15 protein-coding genes are annotated in these 18,232 nt (G+C 55.6%); 8 read left to right on the forward strand and 7 right to left on the reverse strand.

From position 1 onward, the window contains the following. Positions 1–241 precede the first annotated feature (241 nt). Both LG203_RS12805 and LG203_RS12810 read left to right on the forward strand, forming a co-directional pair. Positions 242–898, forward strand: coding sequence for a pyridoxamine 5'-phosphate oxidase family protein (locus LG203_RS12805; protein ID WP_230346115.1), 657 nt, complete (start codon positions 242–244; stop codon positions 896–898). A 111-nt stretch (positions 899–1,009) separates the two neighbouring features. Beyond that, on the forward strand, positions 1,010–1,423 hold the full coding sequence (locus LG203_RS12810; RefSeq protein WP_230346116.1) for an HIT family protein: 414 nt from the start codon (positions 1,010–1,012) through the stop codon (positions 1,421–1,423). Between the two features lie 19 nt (positions 1,424–1,442). Here the strand turns inward: LG203_RS12810 and LG203_RS12815 are convergent, their stop codons facing one another. Genes LG203_RS12815 through mpl form a run of 3 tightly spaced genes read right to left on the reverse strand, consistent with a single transcriptional unit; the run spans position 1,443 to position 4,143 of the window. Then, positions 1,443–1,760 (reverse strand): (2Fe-2S) ferredoxin domain-containing protein, encoded by a 318-nt coding sequence (locus tag LG203_RS12815; RefSeq protein ID WP_013443281.1) that lies wholly within the window; start codon positions 1,758–1,760, stop codon positions 1,443–1,445. A gap of 56 nt (positions 1,761–1,816) precedes the next feature. Beyond that, complete coding sequence (locus LG203_RS12820; RefSeq protein ID WP_230346117.1) at positions 1,817–2,761, reverse strand: energy transducer TonB; 945 nt, start codon at positions 2,759–2,761, stop codon at positions 1,817–1,819. 8 nt (positions 2,762–2,769) lie between these two features. Further along, positions 2,770–4,143, reverse strand: coding sequence for a UDP-N-acetylmuramate:L-alanyl-gamma-D-glutamyl-meso-diaminopimelate ligase (mpl, locus tag LG203_RS12825; RefSeq protein WP_230346118.1), 1,374 nt, complete (start codon positions 4,141–4,143; stop codon positions 2,770–2,772). Between the two features lie 185 nt (positions 4,144–4,328). Here mpl and LG203_RS12830 point away from each other — a divergent pair, with 185 nt between their 5' ends. Continuing rightward, complete coding sequence (locus LG203_RS12830) at positions 4,329–5,597, forward strand: EAL and HDOD domain-containing protein (protein WP_230346119.1); 1,269 nt, start codon at positions 4,329–4,331, stop codon at positions 5,595–5,597. A gap of 101 nt (positions 5,598–5,698) precedes the next feature. On the opposite strand, the gene metH is transcribed toward LG203_RS12830, so the two are convergent. The 4 genes from metH to LG203_RS12850 form a co-directional block, all read right to left on the reverse strand. Then, positions 5,699–9,568 carry a methionine synthase gene (gene metH / locus LG203_RS12835; protein WP_230346120.1) on the reverse strand — a complete coding sequence of 1,290 codons (3,870 nt, stop codon included), beginning with the start codon at positions 9,566–9,568 and terminating at the stop codon, positions 5,699–5,701. A gap of 248 nt (positions 9,569–9,816) precedes the next feature. Next, positions 9,817–10,860 (reverse strand): VIT1/CCC1 transporter family protein, encoded by a 1,044-nt coding sequence (locus tag LG203_RS12840; RefSeq protein ID WP_230346121.1) that lies wholly within the window; start codon positions 10,858–10,860, stop codon positions 9,817–9,819. Between the two features lie 13 nt (positions 10,861–10,873). Next, a complete protein-coding gene (locus LG203_RS12845; RefSeq protein WP_230346122.1) occupies positions 10,874–12,364 on the reverse strand; it encodes a YifB family Mg chelatase-like AAA ATPase in 1,491 nt (496 codons plus the stop codon). A 9-nt stretch (positions 12,365–12,373) separates the two neighbouring features. After that, a complete protein-coding gene (locus LG203_RS12850) occupies positions 12,374–12,640 on the reverse strand; it encodes an accessory factor UbiK family protein (protein WP_230346123.1) in 267 nt (88 codons plus the stop codon). Positions 12,641–12,882: 242 nt separating this feature from the next. Here LG203_RS12850 and LG203_RS12855 point away from each other — a divergent pair, with 242 nt between their 5' ends. The 5 genes from LG203_RS12855 to gshB all read left to right on the forward strand — a co-directional run bounded on the left by LG203_RS12855 (position 12,883) and on the right by gshB (position 18,228). After that, the gene (locus tag LG203_RS12855; protein ID WP_230346124.1) at positions 12,883–13,707 is read left to right on the forward strand and encodes a TorF family putative porin; all 825 of its coding nucleotides are present in this window, start codon (positions 12,883–12,885) and stop codon (positions 13,705–13,707) included. Between the two features lie 97 nt (positions 13,708–13,804). Beyond that, positions 13,805–14,143 (forward strand): P-II family nitrogen regulator, encoded by a 339-nt coding sequence (gene glnK / locus LG203_RS12860; protein WP_013443291.1) that lies wholly within the window; start codon positions 13,805–13,807, stop codon positions 14,141–14,143. Positions 14,144–14,155: 12 nt separating this feature from the next. Further along, the gene (locus LG203_RS12865; protein ID WP_230346125.1) at positions 14,156–15,595 is read left to right on the forward strand and encodes an ammonium transporter; all 1,440 of its coding nucleotides are present in this window, start codon (positions 14,156–14,158) and stop codon (positions 15,593–15,595) included. Positions 15,596–16,007: 412 nt separating this feature from the next. Continuing rightward, positions 16,008–17,285, forward strand: coding sequence for a glutamate--cysteine ligase (gene gshA, locus LG203_RS12870; protein ID WP_230346126.1), 1,278 nt, complete (start codon positions 16,008–16,010; stop codon positions 17,283–17,285). A 1-nt stretch (position 17,286) separates the two neighbouring features. Then, positions 17,287–18,228 (forward strand): glutathione synthase, encoded by a 942-nt coding sequence (gshB, locus tag LG203_RS12875; protein WP_230346127.1) that lies wholly within the window; start codon positions 17,287–17,289, stop codon positions 18,226–18,228. The last annotated feature ends 4 nt before the right edge of the window (positions 18,229–18,232 follow it).

The following is an 18,232-nucleotide window of genomic DNA, read 5'->3' on the forward strand; positions in this document are numbered from 1 at the left end:
GCAAGCTGAATAAAACATCATACTACTGACAAGGGGCGTTTTACTCGCACGCCCGGGACTCTGATCTCAAGAATATAAGCGATGGCGTCTCGCCTTAGCTGTGAGTCCCGCCCGGCGCTTGCGTTCCCTGCTCGCACCTGCAAAGGCAGCAAGCCCTGCATTTGCAGGCTGCTCACGGCGTGGAAAATGAGGTTAGAATGCCTGTCCAGTCGCTTAACCGTTAGTTTTTTGGAGGGTGAACATGAGTGATCTTTATGGCGCGCAACACCGCGTGTTGCAGCAGCAGTTTGATACCGTCAGCATGGCAGACCGGGTAAGCGAGTTTATCGTCGTTCCCGAGATTAGCGATGAGCATCGTGGTTTTATCGAAAGCCGCGACATGTTTTTTCTTTCCACCGTGGATCACCGCGGCTTCCCCACCTGTTCTTACAAAGGCGGCAGCACTGGCTTTGTGAAGGTACTGGACAGCAAGACCCTGGCTTTCCCCAGCCTGGATGGCAATGGCATGTACCTGTCCATGGGCAACATGACCCTCAACCCGAAAATCGGCATGTTGTTTATTGATTTTGAGCATCCGCACCGGGTACGCGTGCATGGTACGGCGCAGATTGTGCTCAATGACCCCTTGCTGCAGGAATACAAAGAGGCGGAGCTGGTGGTGCGGGTGACAATAGAGGAAATATTCATCAACTGTCCGCGCTACATTCATCCCCATCAGCGCGTTGCCACATCGCGCTATGTACCGCAGCCGAATTGCCCGACACCATTGCCACAATGGAAGCGGATTGACGGTCTGCAGGATGCCTTGCCAGCACGCGATAAGGATGTGGCGGAATCGCTGGGCGGCACGATCAGTTTCGATGAGTATGCCGAGCTGGTGATGAAAGGCGAAGGTTAGACGACAGTCTTAGCGCCCATCTCGCCCGACATGCGCTGCGTCTGCAGGCGGGCGCTATAATGCCAGCTGGCATATCAGGCGCATCAGGCGCCAGGAGCAACAGGGATAACAATGGCAAGTTGTGAATTATGTGCAGTGCCGGGGGGCGAGTTGCAATGGCAGGATGAATTCTGCCGGGTGGTACGGGTGGAAGATCAGGATTATCCGGGCTTCTGCCGGGTGATACTTAACCGCCATGTCAAAGAAATGACGGATCTTGCCAGCGAGGATCAGCTACGCCTGATGCAAGTCGTCTTCATGGTGGAACAGGCCGTGCGCAAGATCATGCGGCCAGACAAGATCAACCTCGCGAGTCTGGGCAACATGACGCCGCATGTGCACTGGCATGTTATTCCGCGTTATAAACGTGACCGGCACTTCCCGGCCGCGATATGGGCTCCCGCACGCCGCGAGACCATGGCGCATCCGCTGGATGCCGCGACAGCCAGCGCGCTGAAACAGGAAATCCAGCAGAGGCTTGGCTAGCAGCTGAGCCTGAAATGCTCTAGCCCTGCAGTATTAGTCGCTCAACCGGCTTGCCGTTGATGAGATGCGACTCGATGATTTCATCAATGTCTTCGTTGTCCACAAAACCGTACCAGACGGCTTCCGGGTAAATCACCATCAGCGGGCCTTCGCTGCAGCGATCCAGACAGCCAGCACGATTGATACGCACATTACCCTTGCCACTCAGCTTGAGCTTCTTGATGCGCGATTTCATGTAATCAAAGGCTGCCTCCGCGCCGTGATTGGCGCAGCAATCGGAGCCGTCCTCGCGCTTGTTGAGGCAGAAAAACACGTGATGCTGAAAATAAGGTGTCATGGCGTTCATTTTCATGAGGCTAGGTTATGAAAGGCATGGCCGCGCAATGAAGACGGCTACTCCGTGGTCAGACTGTCCTGGCGGGTAAAGTTCCAGGTGCGGGTCACACTCAGGATATCCGTATCGGCGCGCACGTTTTCCGGAAACGGGGCAAAGGGTGCCGCCAGTTCCACAATGCGCCGCGCACCGTCATCCAGTTCTTTATAGCCGGAACTCTGATTGATTTCGATCTTGTCCAGGCTACCATCGGCGCGGATGGAGACGGTCATGGTCAGCTTGCCATACAGTTTTTTATCCTTGGCGGCTTCGGGATAATTGAGGCTGCCGACCTTCTCGACCTTCTGCCGCCAGTTATCCACGTAAGCGGCAAAACGATACTCCTGGGCGCGGGCACCGATAAACTTGCGCTTGGGCCGCTTCTGATACTCATCCTGCTGCTTGGCAATTTGCGCTTCCAGTCGCGCCATATCCAGGCTGCTTGCCAAGAGGTCAGCGGCTTTGAGCGATTTGCTGCTGGCCGCCTGCTCACCGGTTTCCGGCTTCACAGCGGCGGCTTCCTGCATGGGGCGGGTATCCACCTTGTTGGTCGATTGCATCTGATGCATCAGCTCCTGCACCTGCTTTTCCAGCTCGGCGACCTTTTGCTGCCTGCGCTCGGCTTCCGAGGTGGCCGCAGATGCCTGCATCGCACTTTGCCGCGATTGCGCTTCAGGCTTGGGCGTGGTTTCCTTGGGAGGCTGGTCAGGCGGCGGCAAGGCCGACTTCATGCGCCGGTCAGCATCGGTATTACCGCCGCGATTCAGGTTGGCTTGCGCCAGCGCATCGGCTTTTTCCGGCTTGCTTTCCGTTCTGGTATTCACCAGCACGACGTCCATGGACGACATCTTGTCCTTCAGCACCTGCAAGTCAGGCGCCTTGAAATCCAGGCTGGCAATGAGCGCAATATGCAACACGGCCGACACCAGCAAGGTGACGCCCAGCGCATCAAGGCGGCTCAACATGCGCAGGTTCAAGCCGCCAGCCTTTCCAGCAGTTTCTGATGGATACCGCCAAAGCCACCATTGCTCATGATCAAAATATGGTCACCGCTGCGCGCTTCATGGGCAATGGCTTCTACCAGCTTCGTCATGTCGGTTTCCACCACTGCAATATCCCCCATGCCCTGCAGGGCTTCGGCGGCATCCCAGCCCAGATTGGCGCCATAGCAATAAACGCGATCCGCTGCAGTAAGGCTGGCGGGCAAGGCGGCTTTCATCACCCCTAGCTTCATGGTGTTGGAGCGAGGTTCCAGCACCGCCAGGATACGCGACGAGCCGACTTTGGCGCGCAAACCTTCCAGCGTGGTGGTAATGGCAGTCGGGTGATGCGCGAAGTCATCGTAGACCGTAATGCCTTTCACCTCGCCGCGTACTTCCATGCGACGTTTCACATTCTGGAATTCGGCAAGCGCCGCAATGCCGCCCTCAACTGGCACACCCACATGGCGCGCAGCCGCCAGCGCGGCCAATGCATTCATGCGGTTATGCTCGCCCAGCAAGCTCCATTGCACGCGGCCCAATACCTGCTCGCCGTGTATGACATCAAAACTGCCCTCGGCATCGGCGGCGCCAGCATGCCAGCCATGAGCATCGCCGAAGGTTTCCACCGGGGTCCAGCAGCCACGTGCGATCACACGCTGCAGGCTCTCCTCACGTCCATTGGCGACTACCAGACCCTGCTGTGGCACGGTGCGTACCAGATGGTGAAACTGGGTTTCAATGGCGGCCAGATCGGCAAAAATATCAGCATGGTCAAACTCGAGATTATTGAGCACGGCCGTGCGTGGGCGATAGTGGACAAACTTGGAGCGCTTGTCGAAAAACGCCGTGTCGTATTCATCAGCTTCAATCACGAAAAAGGGTGAGCGGCCCTGTGGCTCCTGACGCGGAGCGCCGGGCAAGCGGGCAGAGATATGAAAATTCTGCGGCACGCCGCCAATCAGAAAGCCAGGCGCCAGCCCGGCGTATTCCAGGATCCAGGCCAGCATGGAACTGGTGGTGGTTTTGCCATGCGTGCCCGCCACTGCGAGCACCCATTTATCGTGCAATACATTCTCGGCCAGCCACTGCGGGCCCGAGACATAGGGCAAGCCACGATTGAGGATTTCCTCCATCAATGGGTTGCCACGCGAGACCACATTGCCAATGACGTAAATATCGGGATTGAGCGCGGTTTGCTCCGGGGAAAAACCTTCGGTCAGGTCTATGCCCTGCGCCTCCAGTTGCGTGCTCATCGGCGGGTAGACATTGGCATCGCAACCTGTCACGCGATGGCCTGCGGCTTTGGCAAGCACTGCAATGCCGCCCATGAACGTACCGCAAATGCCGAGGATGTGAATATGCATGATGTGTTCTTAACGAGTGATGACGGGATAAGGAATGTTTCTTAGTTGTAAAAACTATTGCTTAATGATCCCGTTAGCTTTTAAAGTATTTAAAAAATAGTGTCCTGTACCATTTTATGCATAATGATAAGCGATAGCAGGACTAAAAGGCAGTCAGTATCACTTGAATATGGGGAGCACCGTTGATGAGTAGCGCAGTAATCGAGCCATTAGGCTCAGGAGGGGCCGATGTCTTTCTAGGACGCCAGCCCATATTGACTGCGAATCGAAAAATCATAGCCTATGAGTTGCTGTTCCGGTCGGAAGCCAGCCTCTCGGCTGACGTGGTGGATGATGTGCTTGCCACCTCCACCGTCATCGTCAATATGCTGAGTGAATTCGGCCTTGAGCTGGTACTTGGCAGTGAAGATGCCTTTCTGAATGTCTCCGCCAGCCTGCTGATGAGCGAGACGCTGGAATTGTTACCGCCAGAACGTGTCATTCTGGAAATTCTGGAAGATGTTCCCATCAATACACAAATCGTCGAGCGCTGTGCGGCCTTGAAAGAAATGGGCTTCCGCATTGCGCTGGATGACTTCCTTTACCGCCCGGAATATGACCACATTCTGCCTCTGGTCGATATCGTCAAGGTCGATCTGACACTCACCCCTCTCAAGCACATGGCGCCCTCGCTGACCGTGTTGCGCAAGCATGACCACATTCAACTCCTTGCCGAAAAAGTCCAGAACGAAGAGGAATTTGAAGCCTTCAAGAAACTGGGGTTCGAGTTGTTCCAAGGCTATTTTTTCGCGCAGCCCGTTATCCTGCAAGGCAAAAAACCCCAGCCTAACCAGATGACGCTGATGCGCATCATGGGCATGCTGATCAGTGATGCCAATCTGCAAGAACTGGAAGAGCCCTTCAAGCAAAGCCCTGATCTCTCGGTCAGCCTGCTGCGCCTGGTGAATTCGGTGGGTATCAGTGGGGGACGCCAGCAGGAAATCGGCTCCATACGCCAGGCCATTGCCGTGCTGGGCCAGCGGCAACTCCTGCGCTGGGTGCAGCTCCTGCTGTATGTATCGCCCGAAGCAGGTAATGCCAGCAACCTGATGCAGCAAGTCGCCAGCCGCGCGCGCCTGATGGAACTCATCGCGCTCAAGCTGCAATCGCCAGAACCTCGTTTCAGTGATCAGGCGTTCATGGTCGGCATGCTGTCGCTGGTCGATGCCGTACTGCAGGTGCCTATCGAGAAAATCCTGAATGAAATCGGCCTGATGGAGCACCTGAAACAGGCGATCCTGGCGCACGAAGGCCCGCTCGGACAGTTATTGCAACTGGCGCAGGAAATAGAACGCACCGACTTTGAAGCCGTACGTGCCGACCTTCATGCATTGGGCATCAGCGTCGGTGACTTTACCGCTATCCAGCTGCAAGCCATGCAATGGGCCGCCGAGCTTAACAAGCAGGCAGCCTGAGCAAAGGCGATGTCACGAGAGTGGCATCGCACGCCCCACAAAAAAGCCGGCAATCAGCCGGCTTTTTTATTGCGCTGCCTTGCAACAGGGCAGGCTAAAGATTACAGATTGGGCGCGAGCCAGCGCTCCAGATACTCCTCCGAAAGCCCGCGTCTTGTCGCCATGTCCTTGAGCTGATCCTGCCCTATCTTGTCCACGCTGAAGTACTTGGCATCAGCATGGGCCAGATAAAAACCGGAGACAGCTGCGGCAGGCATCATGGCCAGCGACTCGGTCAGTGTCATGCCGATTTCCTCGCACTGCATGACCTGGAACATATCAGGTTTGACGGTATGGTCCGGACAGGCCGGGTAACCGGGCGCCGGGCGAATACCACGATACTGCTCCTTGATCAGCGCATCATTATCCAGTTGCTCATCAGCGGCATATCCCCAGAGATCAGTCCGTACCCGGGCGTGCAGGTACTCGGCAAACGCTTCCGCCAGTCTATCGGCCAGCGATTTCAGCATGATGCTGCTGTAATCGTCATGGTCGTTCTCGAAGCGTTCGAGGTATTTGTCGATCCCCAACCCACCCGTGACAGCAAACATGCCGATGTAATCGGCCACGCCAGATGCCTTGGGCGCAATGTAATCGGCCAGACACTGATTGGGGCGTGCCACGCCATCAATCACCGGCTTGGCCGTCTGCTGGCGCATGCCATACCAGGTAAAGGCGACCTGGCTGCGAGTATCGTCGGTGTAGATTTCAATATCGTCATCGTTGACCGTATTGGCAGGCAATAAGGCAACAACGCCGTTGGCGGTCAGCCAGCGCCCTTCGATAATTTTTTTCAGCATGGCCTGGCCTTCTGCCAGCAGCTTGGTGGCCGCTTCACCAACCACGCTATCGGTCAGAATGGCCGGATAAAAGCCAGCCAGATCCCATGTCTGGAAAAATGGGCCCCAGTCGATGTATTCAGCAATGGTCGCCAGATCAATATTCTTGAACACGCGTCGACCAATAAACTTGGGTTTCACTGGGACATGTGTGCCATCAAATGCGGCTTTAACCTTGTTGGCACGGGCCTGCGCCAAGGTCAGCATGGTCGGGCCTTTTTTATTGGCATGCTGGGTACGCGCGCGGTCGTAATCTGCCGCAACTTCGCTGATATAACTCTCCCGCTGTTCGGGCGTCAGCAGCGACTGCATCACGGATACCGAGCGCGAGGCATCCGGCACATAGATCACTGGCCCTTCGTAATTTGGCGCGATCTTGACCGCAGTGTGCGCACGGGATGTCGTCGCACCACCTATCAACAACGGTATCTTCAGCATGCGGAAGTGCGGGTCGCGCTGCATTTCCTTGGCGACATAGGCCATTTCTTCCAGCGACGGCGTGATGAGGCCAGATAAACCGATGATGTCGGCATTCTCGACCTTGGCCGTCGCCAGGATTTCCGAGCATGGCACCATCACGCCCATGTTCACCACTTCGAAGTTGTTGCACTGCAACACCACCGACACAATGTTTTTGCCAATATCGTGCACATCGCCTTTTACCGTCGCGATCACCACCTTGCCCTTGGGCTTGGCCGCCACCCCAGTGCGCTTTTCTTCAGCGGCTTTTTCTTCCTCAATAAAGGGAATCAGGTGGGCCACCGCCTGCTTCATCACGCGCGCAGATTTCACTACCTGCGGCAGGAACATCTTGCCCTGACCAAACAGGTCACCCACCACATTCATACCGTCCATCAGCGGGCCTTCGATCACATTGATCGGGCGCCCCCCGGCGGCCATCACTTGCTGGCGCGCTTCTTCGGTGTCTTCCACAATAAATTCGGTAATGCCATGCACCATGGCATGTTCCAGCCGCTTGCCCACCGATACCGGCTGTTCAGGTGTGCCGCGCCACTCCAGCGTGGGCGCTTCTTTCTTGCCGCCAGCGGTCAAGGTGGCCGCAAATTCGATCATGCGCTCCGTCGCATCTTCACGGCGATTCAACACCACATCTTCCACACGCTCGCGCAGCTCGGCAGGCAAATCATCGTACACACCGACCATGCCGGCATTGACGATACCCATGGTCATGCCCGCCTTGATGGCGTGATACAGGAACACGGTATGGATGGCTTCGCGGGCCGGGTCATTGCCGCGGAAGCTGAAGCTCACATTGGAAACGCCCCCGGAAATCTTGGCGTAAGGCAGGTTTTCCTTGATCCAGCGCGTGGCGTTGATGAAATCCACCGCGTAGTTGTTGTGCTCCTCAATACCGGTGGCAACAGCAAAGATATTGGGGTCGAAGATAATGTCTTCGGGCGGGAAAGCCGCCTCATTGACCAGCAAATCATAAGCACGTTTGCAGATCTCGATCTTGCGCTCATAGGTATCCGCCTGGCCTTTTTCATCAAAAGCCATGACGATGACCGCGGCGCCATAGCGGCGGCACAGGCGCGCCTGCCGCAGAAACTCGGCTTCGCCCTCCTTCATGGAGATGGAGTTGACGATGGACTTGCCTTGCACGCACTTCAAGCCTGCCTCGATGACTTCCCACTTGGAGGAGTCGATCATGATGGGCACACGGGCAATGTCAGGCTCGGAGGCAACCAGATTCAGGAAGTGCGTCATCGCCTTCACCGCGTCCAGCATGCCTTCATCCATGTTGATATCGATGACTTGCGCGCCGTTTTCTACCTGCTGACGTGCCACCTGCAGGGCATCCTCATATTGTTCGTTGAGGATCATGCGGGCAAAGGCCTTGGAACCGGTGACATTGGTACGCTCGCCTACATTCACAAACAGGGAGCTGTCATCAATGATAAAAGGCTCAAGACCGGCCAGCAGCGTGGCATGACGAGGTGCCGGCACTTGGCGTGGAGCGATATTTTTCACCGTCTCGGCAATGGCCTGGATATGCGCAGGCGTGGTGCCGCAGCAGCCGCCTGCCACATTCACAAAACCGCTCTCGGCAAACTCCTTGAGCAGGCTGGAAGTATCTTGCGGCTCCTCGTCAAAACCGGTGTCCGACATGGGATTAGGTAAACCGGCATTGGGGTAAATGCAGACAAAGGTATCGGCGATCTTGGACAACTCTTCGGCATAAGGCCGCATCAGCGCGGCGCCCAAGGCACAGTTAAGACCGATGGTCAGTGGCCGGGCGTGGCGCACGGAATGCCAGAAAGCAGGCACCGTCTGACCTGAGAGTATGCGTCCGGAGGCATCTGTTACCGTGCCGGAAATCATGATGGGCAGGCGCTTGCCGCTTTGCTCAAAGTAGGCATCAATCGCAAACAGCGCGGCCTTGCAGTTCAGCGTATCAAAGATGGTTTCGACCAGCAGGATGTCGGCACCGCCCTCCACCAGCGCAATGGTCTGCTCCAGGTAAGCCTTCACCAGCTGATCAAAGGTAATGTTGCGGGCGGCCGGGTCGTTAACGTCGGGGGAAATGGACGCGGTTTTGGGCGTAGGCCCCAGGGCACCTGCCACAAAGCGCGGTTTGTCCGGCGTGCTGTATTTGTCGCACGCGGCGCGTGCCAGCTTGGCGGCTTCCACGTTCATCTCAAACGCGAGATGCGCCATGTGGTAATCCTCCTGCGCAACCGTGGTCGCCCCGAAGGTGTTGGTCTCGATAATATCGGCACCTGCGGCCAGATATTGCTCGTGGATTTCCTGGATGATGTGCGGCTGGGTCAGCGTCAGCAGCTCATTATTGCCTTTGACGAACAGTTCGCGCGCCTCGCCTTCCGCAGGCGCTGCATGCGGCTGACCACACCCACAGCCATCGCCATTGGGGCAGAATGCCAAGCCTGGCTTGAAATCGGCAAACCGGCCCTGCGGGCCACCGCGATAATCTTCCTCTGTCAGCTTGTAGCGCTGAATCATGGTCCCCATGGCGCCATCCAGAATCAGGATGCGTGCTGCCAGCAGCTCGCGCAGGCGAACCTCAGTAGCAGAGATGGGAATGGCAGTGGATAACGTAGACGGCTGGTTCATGGGGCGCTCATATAGTGATGGCTAGTCTGGCATGACAGCCATGCGCAGACCTTGCGGTCAGCAGGTATTAAGACAAAGGCGTCATTATAAAACAGGCACTGCTCTCAGGCACAGGCGATTGTTTATGAGCAGCTTTCTCTGGCTCATGGCAGGCAACGAGGGTCATAGGACTACAATTGCGCTATCGGGTTCAGATCAAGGCATTTTTGAGACATGATTGCCTGTCACTGCCAGACATCACCTCTGGTTCAAACCACCGTGGTGCCCAACAAGCTGCCTATCCAGTAGGTCATGGCTCCTGCAGCGCTACCAATCAACAGCATGCGCAGGCCACCCTGCCAGGCATTTCGTCCGGTAAACAGGGATAAGGCAGCGCCTATGCCAAACAAGGCAAGCGCCGTCAGCGCAATGGCTCCCTTTAGTGCATGCGCGCCGCCGCCCAGCAAATAAGGCAGCAATGGCACCAGTCCGCCCAGGGTAAACGCCAGAAAGGAGGATAGGGCCGCCGTCCAGGGAGAGCCCAGCTCATCAGGGTTCAAACCCAGCTCTTCCCGCGCCAGGGCATCCAGGCCTTTTTCCGGGTCGGCCACCATGCGCTCGGCCAAGGCCCGCGCTTCGGCTTCATTCAAGCCTCGGGCCTGGTAAATCAGCTGCAGCTCACGTGCCTCCTGTTCTGGGTATTGCGCCAGCTCATCGCGCTCCAGCCCGATCTGATACTCAAACATTTCACGTTGCGATCGCATGGAAATATACTCGCCCGCCGCCATGGAAAATGCCCCAGCCAGCAAACCCGCTACGCCAGTCATGAGGATGGTCGACACATTGGCCGCCGCTCCGGCGACGCCCATCACCAGGCATGCGATCGATACCAGACCATCATTGACACCAAACACGGCAGCACGCAGGCCGCCGCTGGTACCCGCATTACGATGACTAAGCTCAACGTCATTAATGGAAAGAGGTGTCGGATGTCCATTCTGCTGCCGCGGCTGCCGGTAAACGGATAGGCCACGTATCTTGATGGCGGCCAGCAAGGGCTTCAATCGCTTCACCCCCAGTTTCCGTAACAGCAACAAAACCAGGCGAGTACGTAAATCCGGCTGATATATCTCGGGTATCGCCAAGCCTTTGGCAGTGCCTTGCTTGCGCCATATCCCGGCTTGAAACTCCGCCTCGGTCGCCAACTTCCTGAACAGATCACGGTGCGCCTCGACGGGCTCCTGCGCTGACATTTGCTTGTAAATGCAGGCAGATCGCATTTCTTCAATCCAGGCGGAGTGGTATTTTTCCATGAGTAAAAAGCCTCTATATTTCGTGCTTGCGGTACTGAATGGCCTCGGCCACATGCGAGGTAGCGATATCTTTGGCGCCCGCCAGGTCCGCAATGGTGCGCGCCAGCTTCAATATCCGATGATACGCCCGTGCTGACAGATTAAGCCGATGGATTGCCTGCTTAACCAGGGCTTGACCATTGTCATCCAACTCGCACCAGGCATCTATCTCGTGGCTTTCCAGCAAGGCGTTGGCTTTACCCTGACGCTGCATTTGCAGCGCACGCGCCGCCTCGACCCGGCTGCGGATCACTTCACTGCTTTCACTGCTTTCGCGCGTCAGCAACTCCTCATCACGCAAAGCGGGCACTTCTATATGCATGTCGATACGGTCCATCAAAGGCCCTGAGAGGCGATGACGATAGCGCGATACCTGGTCAGGCGTGCAGCGGCATTTGTTGTTGTAATGCCCGAGATAACCACAGGGGCAGGGATTCATCGCCGCCACCAGCTGAAAGCGCGCCGGAAAATCCGCCTGCCGCGCCGCCCGGGAAATGGTAATGCGGCCGGATTCCAGCGGCTCACGCAGTACCTCAAGCACCTTGCGATCAAACTCAGGCACTTCATCCAGAAACAGAATCCCATGATGTGCGAGGGATATTTCGCCTGGACGCGGCACACTGCCCCCGCCCACCAGCGCCACCGCCGACGCCGTATGGTGCGGCGCGCGATAAGGGCGCTGTCGCCACGCGCTGGCCCGGAACGCGCCATTGAGGGACTGAATGGCGGCAGACTCCAGCGCTTCCTCTTCTGTCATGGCAGGCAAAATACCGGGCAATCTGGCTGCCAGCATGGACTTGCCAGTGCCAGGCGGCCCCTGCATCAGGATGCTATGACCGCCTGCCGCGGCCACTTCCAATGCGCGCTTGGCATGCGCCTGACCTTTAACCTCGGCAAAGTCAGCATAGGCCTGGGTGAATGATGGCATTTCCGGCTGCTGCAATGCCAGCGGAGACTGACCAAGCAGATGGGCACATACCGCGAGCAAACTACTTGCGGGCCGTATTTGCGCATCCGTCACCAGCGCGGCCTCCGCCGCACTGGCCTCAGGCAAAATAAAAGCCCGGCCATCGCGCCAGGCTTTGTAGGTCATGGCCAGCGCCCCCTTGACTGGGCGCAGCTCTCCGGTGAGGGCAAGCTCTCCAGCCATTTCATATTGCGCCAGGCCTTCTATCGGCAATTGGCCAGAGGCCGCCAGAATCCCAATAGCGATGGGCAAATCATAGCGGCCACTTTCCTTGGGCAAATCGGCGGGCGCCAAGTTGACCGTAATACGGCGAGCAGGAAATTCGAACTGCGCCGTCTGCAAGGCAGCCCGCACTCTATCCTTGCTCTCTTTCACTTCAGCCTCGGGTAAACCGACGATAGTGAAGCTGGGTAATCCATTGGCGAGGTGCACTTCCACCTCCACAGGTGGTGCATCCATGCCACACAATGCACGACTTTTGATGACCGCAAGTGCCATAACCCGGGCCTAACTGTTGGTTTTTTGCAACAAAACTTCAAGTTCTGTCAGTTTTTGTTCCATTTTTTCCAATTTCTGCTGCGCCTCCCCTAGCTGTTGCCTTGCAACCCGCAACAAATCGGCCTGCACGTCAAATTCCTCGCGCGAAACCAGCTCCAACTTGGTGAATGCGCCCTGTAATAGTGCATTCAAGTTCTTTTCCAGATCACCCAATGGGGATGATTTTGAAATTTCCTTTATTTTCAATGACAAGTCATTCAAAAAAGTCGTATTCATGGTTCATTTACCTCCATCCGTTACGCCATATCGGCTGTTATTCAGTGCGCGTATACATATGTAAACGCACCATAGGGGTGCCGCAAATTATTGTAAACAAGGAAATACTCACATTGTTTCACCCTGCTCATTACTTTAGCATTGTAACTCAATGTTTTTCCGTGCTTTGTCTTTTTGGCACGAGTGTTGCTTTATGTTTGTTGCTCGTTTTATGTTGTTTTTTTACTCTGAAAGGAAATTCAATGCGTAAATCGCTTTTACTGGTAGCCGTCCTTGGTACCTTCGCAGCCCCTGCTGCAGTTATGGCCGCCGACGCTGCCGCCGAAGAAGCTACTTCGCCACACACTTTCTCTTACAACATTGGCCTTTACAGCCAATACATTTTCCGTGGTTTGACACAAACCGGCCGCGAGCCAGCTCTGCAAGGTGGTGTTGACTACTCTCACTCCAGCGGCTTCTACCTGGGCTCTTGGGGTTCTAACGTTAGCTGGGTAAAGGATGGCGGCTACAAGCAAGATTCCAGCCTTGAAGTTGACGTTTACGGTGGTTACAAGAATACCATTGGCGACACTGGTATTACTTATGACATCGGTGCCCTGCAATATCTGTACCCAGGTTCCAAGGAAAGCGGCTTGGGCGCTGCTGGCCTGACCGACCCTAACACCACTGAAATCTACGGTGCTTTGGGCTGGAATTGGATCACTGTAAAGAACTCTTATGTTGTTTCCAAGGGTGCTTTCGGTGTTGAAGATGGCCGTGGTTCCAACTATGTTGAAGCTAACGTTCTGTACCCATTTGCTGACACTGGCTACTCGCTGATCGCTCACGTTGGTTATCAGTACTTTGATGGCACATCCACTGCTGGTGCAACTCGCATCGACAATGACAAGGTATACACCTACACCGATTGGAAACTGGGTGCAGTTAAGACCTGGGCTAACGGCGTAAACGTTGGTGGCTACTACACTGGTACCGATGCTGGTGATGACGGCTGGAAAAACGCTGGCACCAACAACCGTAACCTGGGCCGTGATGCATTCACGTTCTTCGTTCAAAAAACCTTCTAAATTCATTTAACCCTCAAGGTTAAATTGTTTAGTTAAACTGGGATGAGGCGGCTGAGCAACCCGCCTCATCACTTTCAACACTCATCAGGAGACACGCATGAAATTCGTATCCGCGATCATCAAGCCATTCAAGCTTGACGAGGTACGGGAGGCTCTTTCCGCCATCGGCGTACAGGGGATCACCGTTACTGAAGTCAAGGGTTTTGGACGTCAAAAGGGCCACACCGAGCTGTATCGTGGTGCCGAATATGTCGTCGATTTTCTGCCAAAAGTAAAACTCGAAGTCGCCATTAAAGACGACATGCTCGATCAGGTGATTGAAGTGATTGAGAAGTCTGCCACCACCGGCAAAATCGGCGATGGCAAAATTTTCATTTTTGATCTTGAGCAGGTTTATCGCATCCGCACCGGTGAAACCGGTCCTGACGCGCTCTAATAGGGGACAGCCATGAAACGATTTTTATCTCTGATTACATTAGTTGGTATGTTGGGCCTGGGCACACTGGGCGCCAGCACCATTGGTTTTGCCGAAGACGAAGCTCCGGCAGCCACCACCACCGAGGTAGCGCCTGCGGCTGCCCCAGCTGAAGCAGCACCTGCCGCTGAAGCCGCAGCTCCTGCAGAAGCCGCACCCGCTGCTGCAGAAGAAGAACCAAAACTGGATACCGGCAGCACTGCCTGGATGATCACTGCCACTGTGCTGGTCGTGATGATGGCGGTACCTGGCCTGGCCCTGTTTTACGGCGGCCTGGTTCGCACCAAGAACATGCTGTCCGTGGGCATGCAGGTATTCGTTGCGTTCTCACTCATTTCCGTCCTGTGGGCCGTGTATGGCTACAGCATGGCCTTCTCTGAAGGAAACGCGATTGTCGGCGGCTTGAGCAAAGCCTTCCTGGCAGGTGTGACGCCTGACAGCCTCAGCGGTGTTATCCCTGAGTATGTCTTCATCACCTTCCAGCTGACCTTTGCTGCCATTACGCCAGCCCTGATCATCGGTGGTTTCTCCGAGCGTACCAAGTTCCCAGCTGTGCTGTTGTTCCTGGCACTGTGGGTGACCTTCGTTTACATCCCAATCGCCCACATGGTTTGGGGCGGTGGTCTGCTGAGCGATGCTGGCCCACTGTTTAATGGCCACGGCGCCAAGGACTTTGCTGGAGGTACTGTTGTTCACATCAACGCTGGTATTGCAGCGCTGGTAGGTGCACTGGTTATCGGCAAGCGCATTGGTTACGGCAAAGAAGCCATGCCTCCACACAATCTGGTGATGACGCTGATTGGCGCCTCCCTGCTGTGGGTGGGTTGGTTCGGTTTCAACGTAGGTAGCGAACTGGCTGTTGATGGTGTTGCTGGTCTGGTTCTGATCAACACTCAATTGGCTACTGGCGCTGCTGTTGTTGGCTGGGTATTTGCTGAATGGCTGTTCAAGGGCAAACCAAGCATGCTGGGTGCCGCTTCTGGCGCGATTGCTGGTCTGGTTGCCATCACCCCTGCTTGCGGCTTCATCGGCCCTATGGGTTCCATCATCCTCGGCTTCCTGGCCAGCTTCATCAGCCTCTGGGCCGTTACCAAGCTGAAGAATGCGCTGGGTTATGATGACTCTCTGGATGTATTCGGCGTACACGGTATTGCCGGTATCCTGGGTGCCATTGCAACGGGTGCTCTGATGTCTGCAGACTTTGGCGGTGTTGGTTATGCTGAAGGCGTGACCATGGGCCAGCAAGTGACGACCCAAGCCATCGCCGTAGGCATCACCGTGGTATGGACTGGCGTGATCAGCTACATCCTGTTCAAGATTGTTGACATCGTCATCGGCCTGCGCGCTAGCGAAGAGTCCGAGCGCGAAGGTCTGGACACCACTGAACATGGTGAACGTGCTTACCACTACTAAGCCTTGACGCTTAAGTAGCAGTTAGTCAAACGGGCGCAGTAATGCGCCCGTTTTTTTATTGCCCCTCTCACATGCCCGCTCTTATTTCCGCCCAGCATCTGATCCAGTTCCGGCTAGCGGGATGGGCAGTTGCTCGGTTTTGCACATCCATGGTGCACAAATGCACATTTTTAGCTTTCGCCATCCCTGCCACCCCTCCAAATACATGAAAAATACCGGGTTAAAAGCTGGCACAGCGTTTGCTTATGTATGACTAGGCATAAATTGCTCCACACTTCGGTGTTTCGAACATTTTATTGCTCGGTTTCCATGCATTATCTCCTCCTCTTCGGGCGCAATCTGCGCCCGTTTTTTTTAGTCAGATGGATGCAACTAAGCTAGAATCCTACGGACTTATACAATTTGATTGAATATGGTCCCTCATCTTACAACCGCCTTGACTGGCCCCTTGTTATCCCTAGAGCAACGCATGCTGGCAGCCATGCCGCAAATCGAACATTGGTTCCGCAGCCAATGGGCGGAATACAGCGTTCCTTTTTACGCTTCCGTTGATTTGCGCAATGCAGGTTTCAAACTGGCGCCCGTGGATACCAATCTTTTCCCTGGCGGATTCAATAACCTGAATCCTGAGTTTCTGTCGCTGTGTGTGCAGGCCGCCATGGGCGCGGTGGAGAAAATCTGCCCGGATGCAAGGCGCTTGCTGGTTATTCCTGAAAACCACACGCGCAATACCTTCTATCTGCGCAATGTGGCAGCGCTGACGAATATCCTGCGGCATGCCGGCCTGGAAGTGCGCATTGGAAGTATTTCGCCCGAGATTACCGAGCCCACTTACCTGGAAACGCATGATGGCGGCAGCATCCTGCTCGAGCCTGTGCAACGCAAGGGCAACCGCCTGGTGCTGGATAATTTCGACAGCTGCGCCATTCTGCTCAATAACGATTTATCGGGTGGCGTACCGGACATCCTGCAAGGACTGGAACAGAACCTGATCCCCCCTTTGCACGCTGGCTGGGCAACGCGACGCAAATCCCAGCACTTCAGCGCTTACAATGGCGTGGTTAAAGACTTCGCCAATCTGCTTGGCATTGATGAATGGTTGCTGAACCCGTATTTCGATACTTGCAGTGGCCTGGATTTTCATGCGCGCGTAGGGGAAGCCGAGCTGGCGGAAAAAGTGGATCAGTTGCTCGCCAAAATTCGCATCAAGTACGCCGAGTATGGCGTTGAGCAAGAGCCTTTTGTCATCGTAAAAGCAGATGCAGGGACTTATGGCATGGGCATCATGACGGTGAAAAGTCCGGAGGATGTCAAAGACCTCAATCGCAAGCAGCGCAATAAAATGGCCGTGGTCAAAGAAGGCATGCAGGTGTCAGAAGTGATCCTGCAAGAGGGCGTATACACGTTTGAATGTATCCATGACGCGGTGGCCGAACCCGTGGTCTACATGATGGATCACTTTGTGGTGGGCGGTTTTTACCGTGTGCATACCGGACGTGGGGTGGATGAAAACCTGAATGCCCCTGGCATGCACTTCGAACCCCTCGCCTTCGAAAAACCATGCTCCTTGCCCGATTGTGCGGGCGCGCCCGATGCGCCACCCAATCGCTTCTATGCCTACGGCGTCGTCGCCCGACTAGCCTTGCTGGCAGCAGCCATTGAGCTGCAAGAACACGACCCAGACCAATAATATGCGGCTACTCTTCATCCTGGACCCGCTGGACAAGCTGGTCAGCTACAAGGACACCAGCCTCGCCATCATGCGCGAGGCGGCGCGGCGCGGCCACGCATTGGCCGTCTGTGAGCAACAGCAAGTGCTGCTGCGCCATGACAACGTCACCGTGCAATATCGCGACTTTGCCTTTGGCGAGCATGGCTATGTGCTGGGGGATTTGCAGGAGACTGCACCTGAGAAGTTTGACGCCGTGCTTATGCGCAAAGACCCGCCCTTTGATAACGAATTTCTCTACAGCACCTATCTGCTGGAAATGGCCGAACGCCAAGGCGCGCGTATTCTGAATGCACCCCAAGCAGTAAGAGGCTGGAACGAGAAACTCTCCATCACCCGCTTCCCGCAGTTTGCACCGCCTTTTCTGGTAACACGGCAGCGTGGGCTGATCCGTGAGTTTCTGGCGGCGCATGGCGATATCGTGGTCAAGCCGCTGGATGGTATGGGCGGCAGCAGCGTGTTTCGCCTGACGCAGCAAGATCCGAATATCGGCGTGATCCTGGAAACCATCACCGACTTTGAGAAGCGCACCGTCATGGCCCAGCGCTACCTGCCAGAGATCGTCAAAGGCGATAAACGTATCCTGATTATTGACGGTGAGCCAGTGCCTTACGCTCTAGCGCGCATTCCGCAAAATGGCGAAACCCGTGGCAACCTGGCGGCTGGCGGCAAAGGCGTGGCACAACCGTTAACGGAACGTGATCGCGAAATTGCCACTACCGTCGGCAAAGTATTGAAAGCGAATGGCCTCTTCCTGGTTGGCCTGGATGTAATCGGTGACAGCCTGACCGAAGTAAATGTCACCAGCCCGACCGGCATGGTGGAGATAGCCGCGCAGACTGACTGCAATCCGGCGGCCATCATGGTGGATGCGCTGGAGAAACTCTCAGACCAGCTAGTTTGATGCT

Origin of the sequence: Methylovorus mays (assembly GCF_020531915.1) — a bacterium.
GTDB lineage: Bacteria > Pseudomonadota > Gammaproteobacteria > Burkholderiales > Methylophilaceae > Methylovorus > Methylovorus mays.

What these genes read in the sequence shown, in the direction of transcription:
- LG203_RS12805 (WP_230346115.1), top strand. Translation starts at nt 242, where the DNA reads ATGAGTGATCTTTATGGCGCGCAACACCGCGTGTTGCAGCAGCAGTTT.
- LG203_RS12810 (WP_230346116.1), top strand. Translation starts at nt 1,010, where the DNA reads ATGGCAAGTTGTGAATTATGTGCAGTGCCGGGGGGCGAGTTGCAATGG.
- LG203_RS12815 (WP_013443281.1), bottom strand. Translation starts at nt 1,760, where the DNA reads ATGACACCTTATTTTCAGCATCACGTGTTTTTCTGCCTCAACAAGCGC.
- LG203_RS12820 (WP_230346117.1), bottom strand. Translation starts at nt 2,761, where the DNA reads ATGTTGAGCCGCCTTGATGCGCTGGGCGTCACCTTGCTGGTGTCGGCC.
- mpl (WP_230346118.1), bottom strand. Translation starts at nt 4,143, where the DNA reads ATGCATATTCACATCCTCGGCATTTGCGGTACGTTCATGGGCGGCATT.
- LG203_RS12830 (WP_230346119.1), top strand. Translation starts at nt 4,329, where the DNA reads ATGAGTAGCGCAGTAATCGAGCCATTAGGCTCAGGAGGGGCCGATGTC.
- metH (WP_230346120.1), bottom strand. Translation starts at nt 9,568, where the DNA reads ATGAACCAGCCGTCTACGTTATCCACTGCCATTCCCATCTCTGCTACT.
- LG203_RS12840 (WP_230346121.1), bottom strand. Translation starts at nt 10,860, where the DNA reads ATGGAAAAATACCACTCCGCCTGGATTGAAGAAATGCGATCTGCCTGC.
- LG203_RS12845 (WP_230346122.1), bottom strand. Translation starts at nt 12,364, where the DNA reads ATGGCACTTGCGGTCATCAAAAGTCGTGCATTGTGTGGCATGGATGCA.
- LG203_RS12850 (WP_230346123.1), bottom strand. Translation starts at nt 12,640, where the DNA reads ATGAATACGACTTTTTTGAATGACTTGTCATTGAAAATAAAGGAAATT.
- LG203_RS12855 (WP_230346124.1), top strand. Translation starts at nt 12,883, where the DNA reads ATGCGTAAATCGCTTTTACTGGTAGCCGTCCTTGGTACCTTCGCAGCC.
- glnK (WP_013443291.1), top strand. Translation starts at nt 13,805, where the DNA reads ATGAAATTCGTATCCGCGATCATCAAGCCATTCAAGCTTGACGAGGTA.
- LG203_RS12865 (WP_230346125.1), top strand. Translation starts at nt 14,156, where the DNA reads ATGAAACGATTTTTATCTCTGATTACATTAGTTGGTATGTTGGGCCTG.
- gshA (WP_230346126.1), top strand. Translation starts at nt 16,008, where the DNA reads ATGGTCCCTCATCTTACAACCGCCTTGACTGGCCCCTTGTTATCCCTA.
- gshB (WP_230346127.1), top strand. Translation starts at nt 17,287, where the DNA reads ATGCGGCTACTCTTCATCCTGGACCCGCTGGACAAGCTGGTCAGCTAC.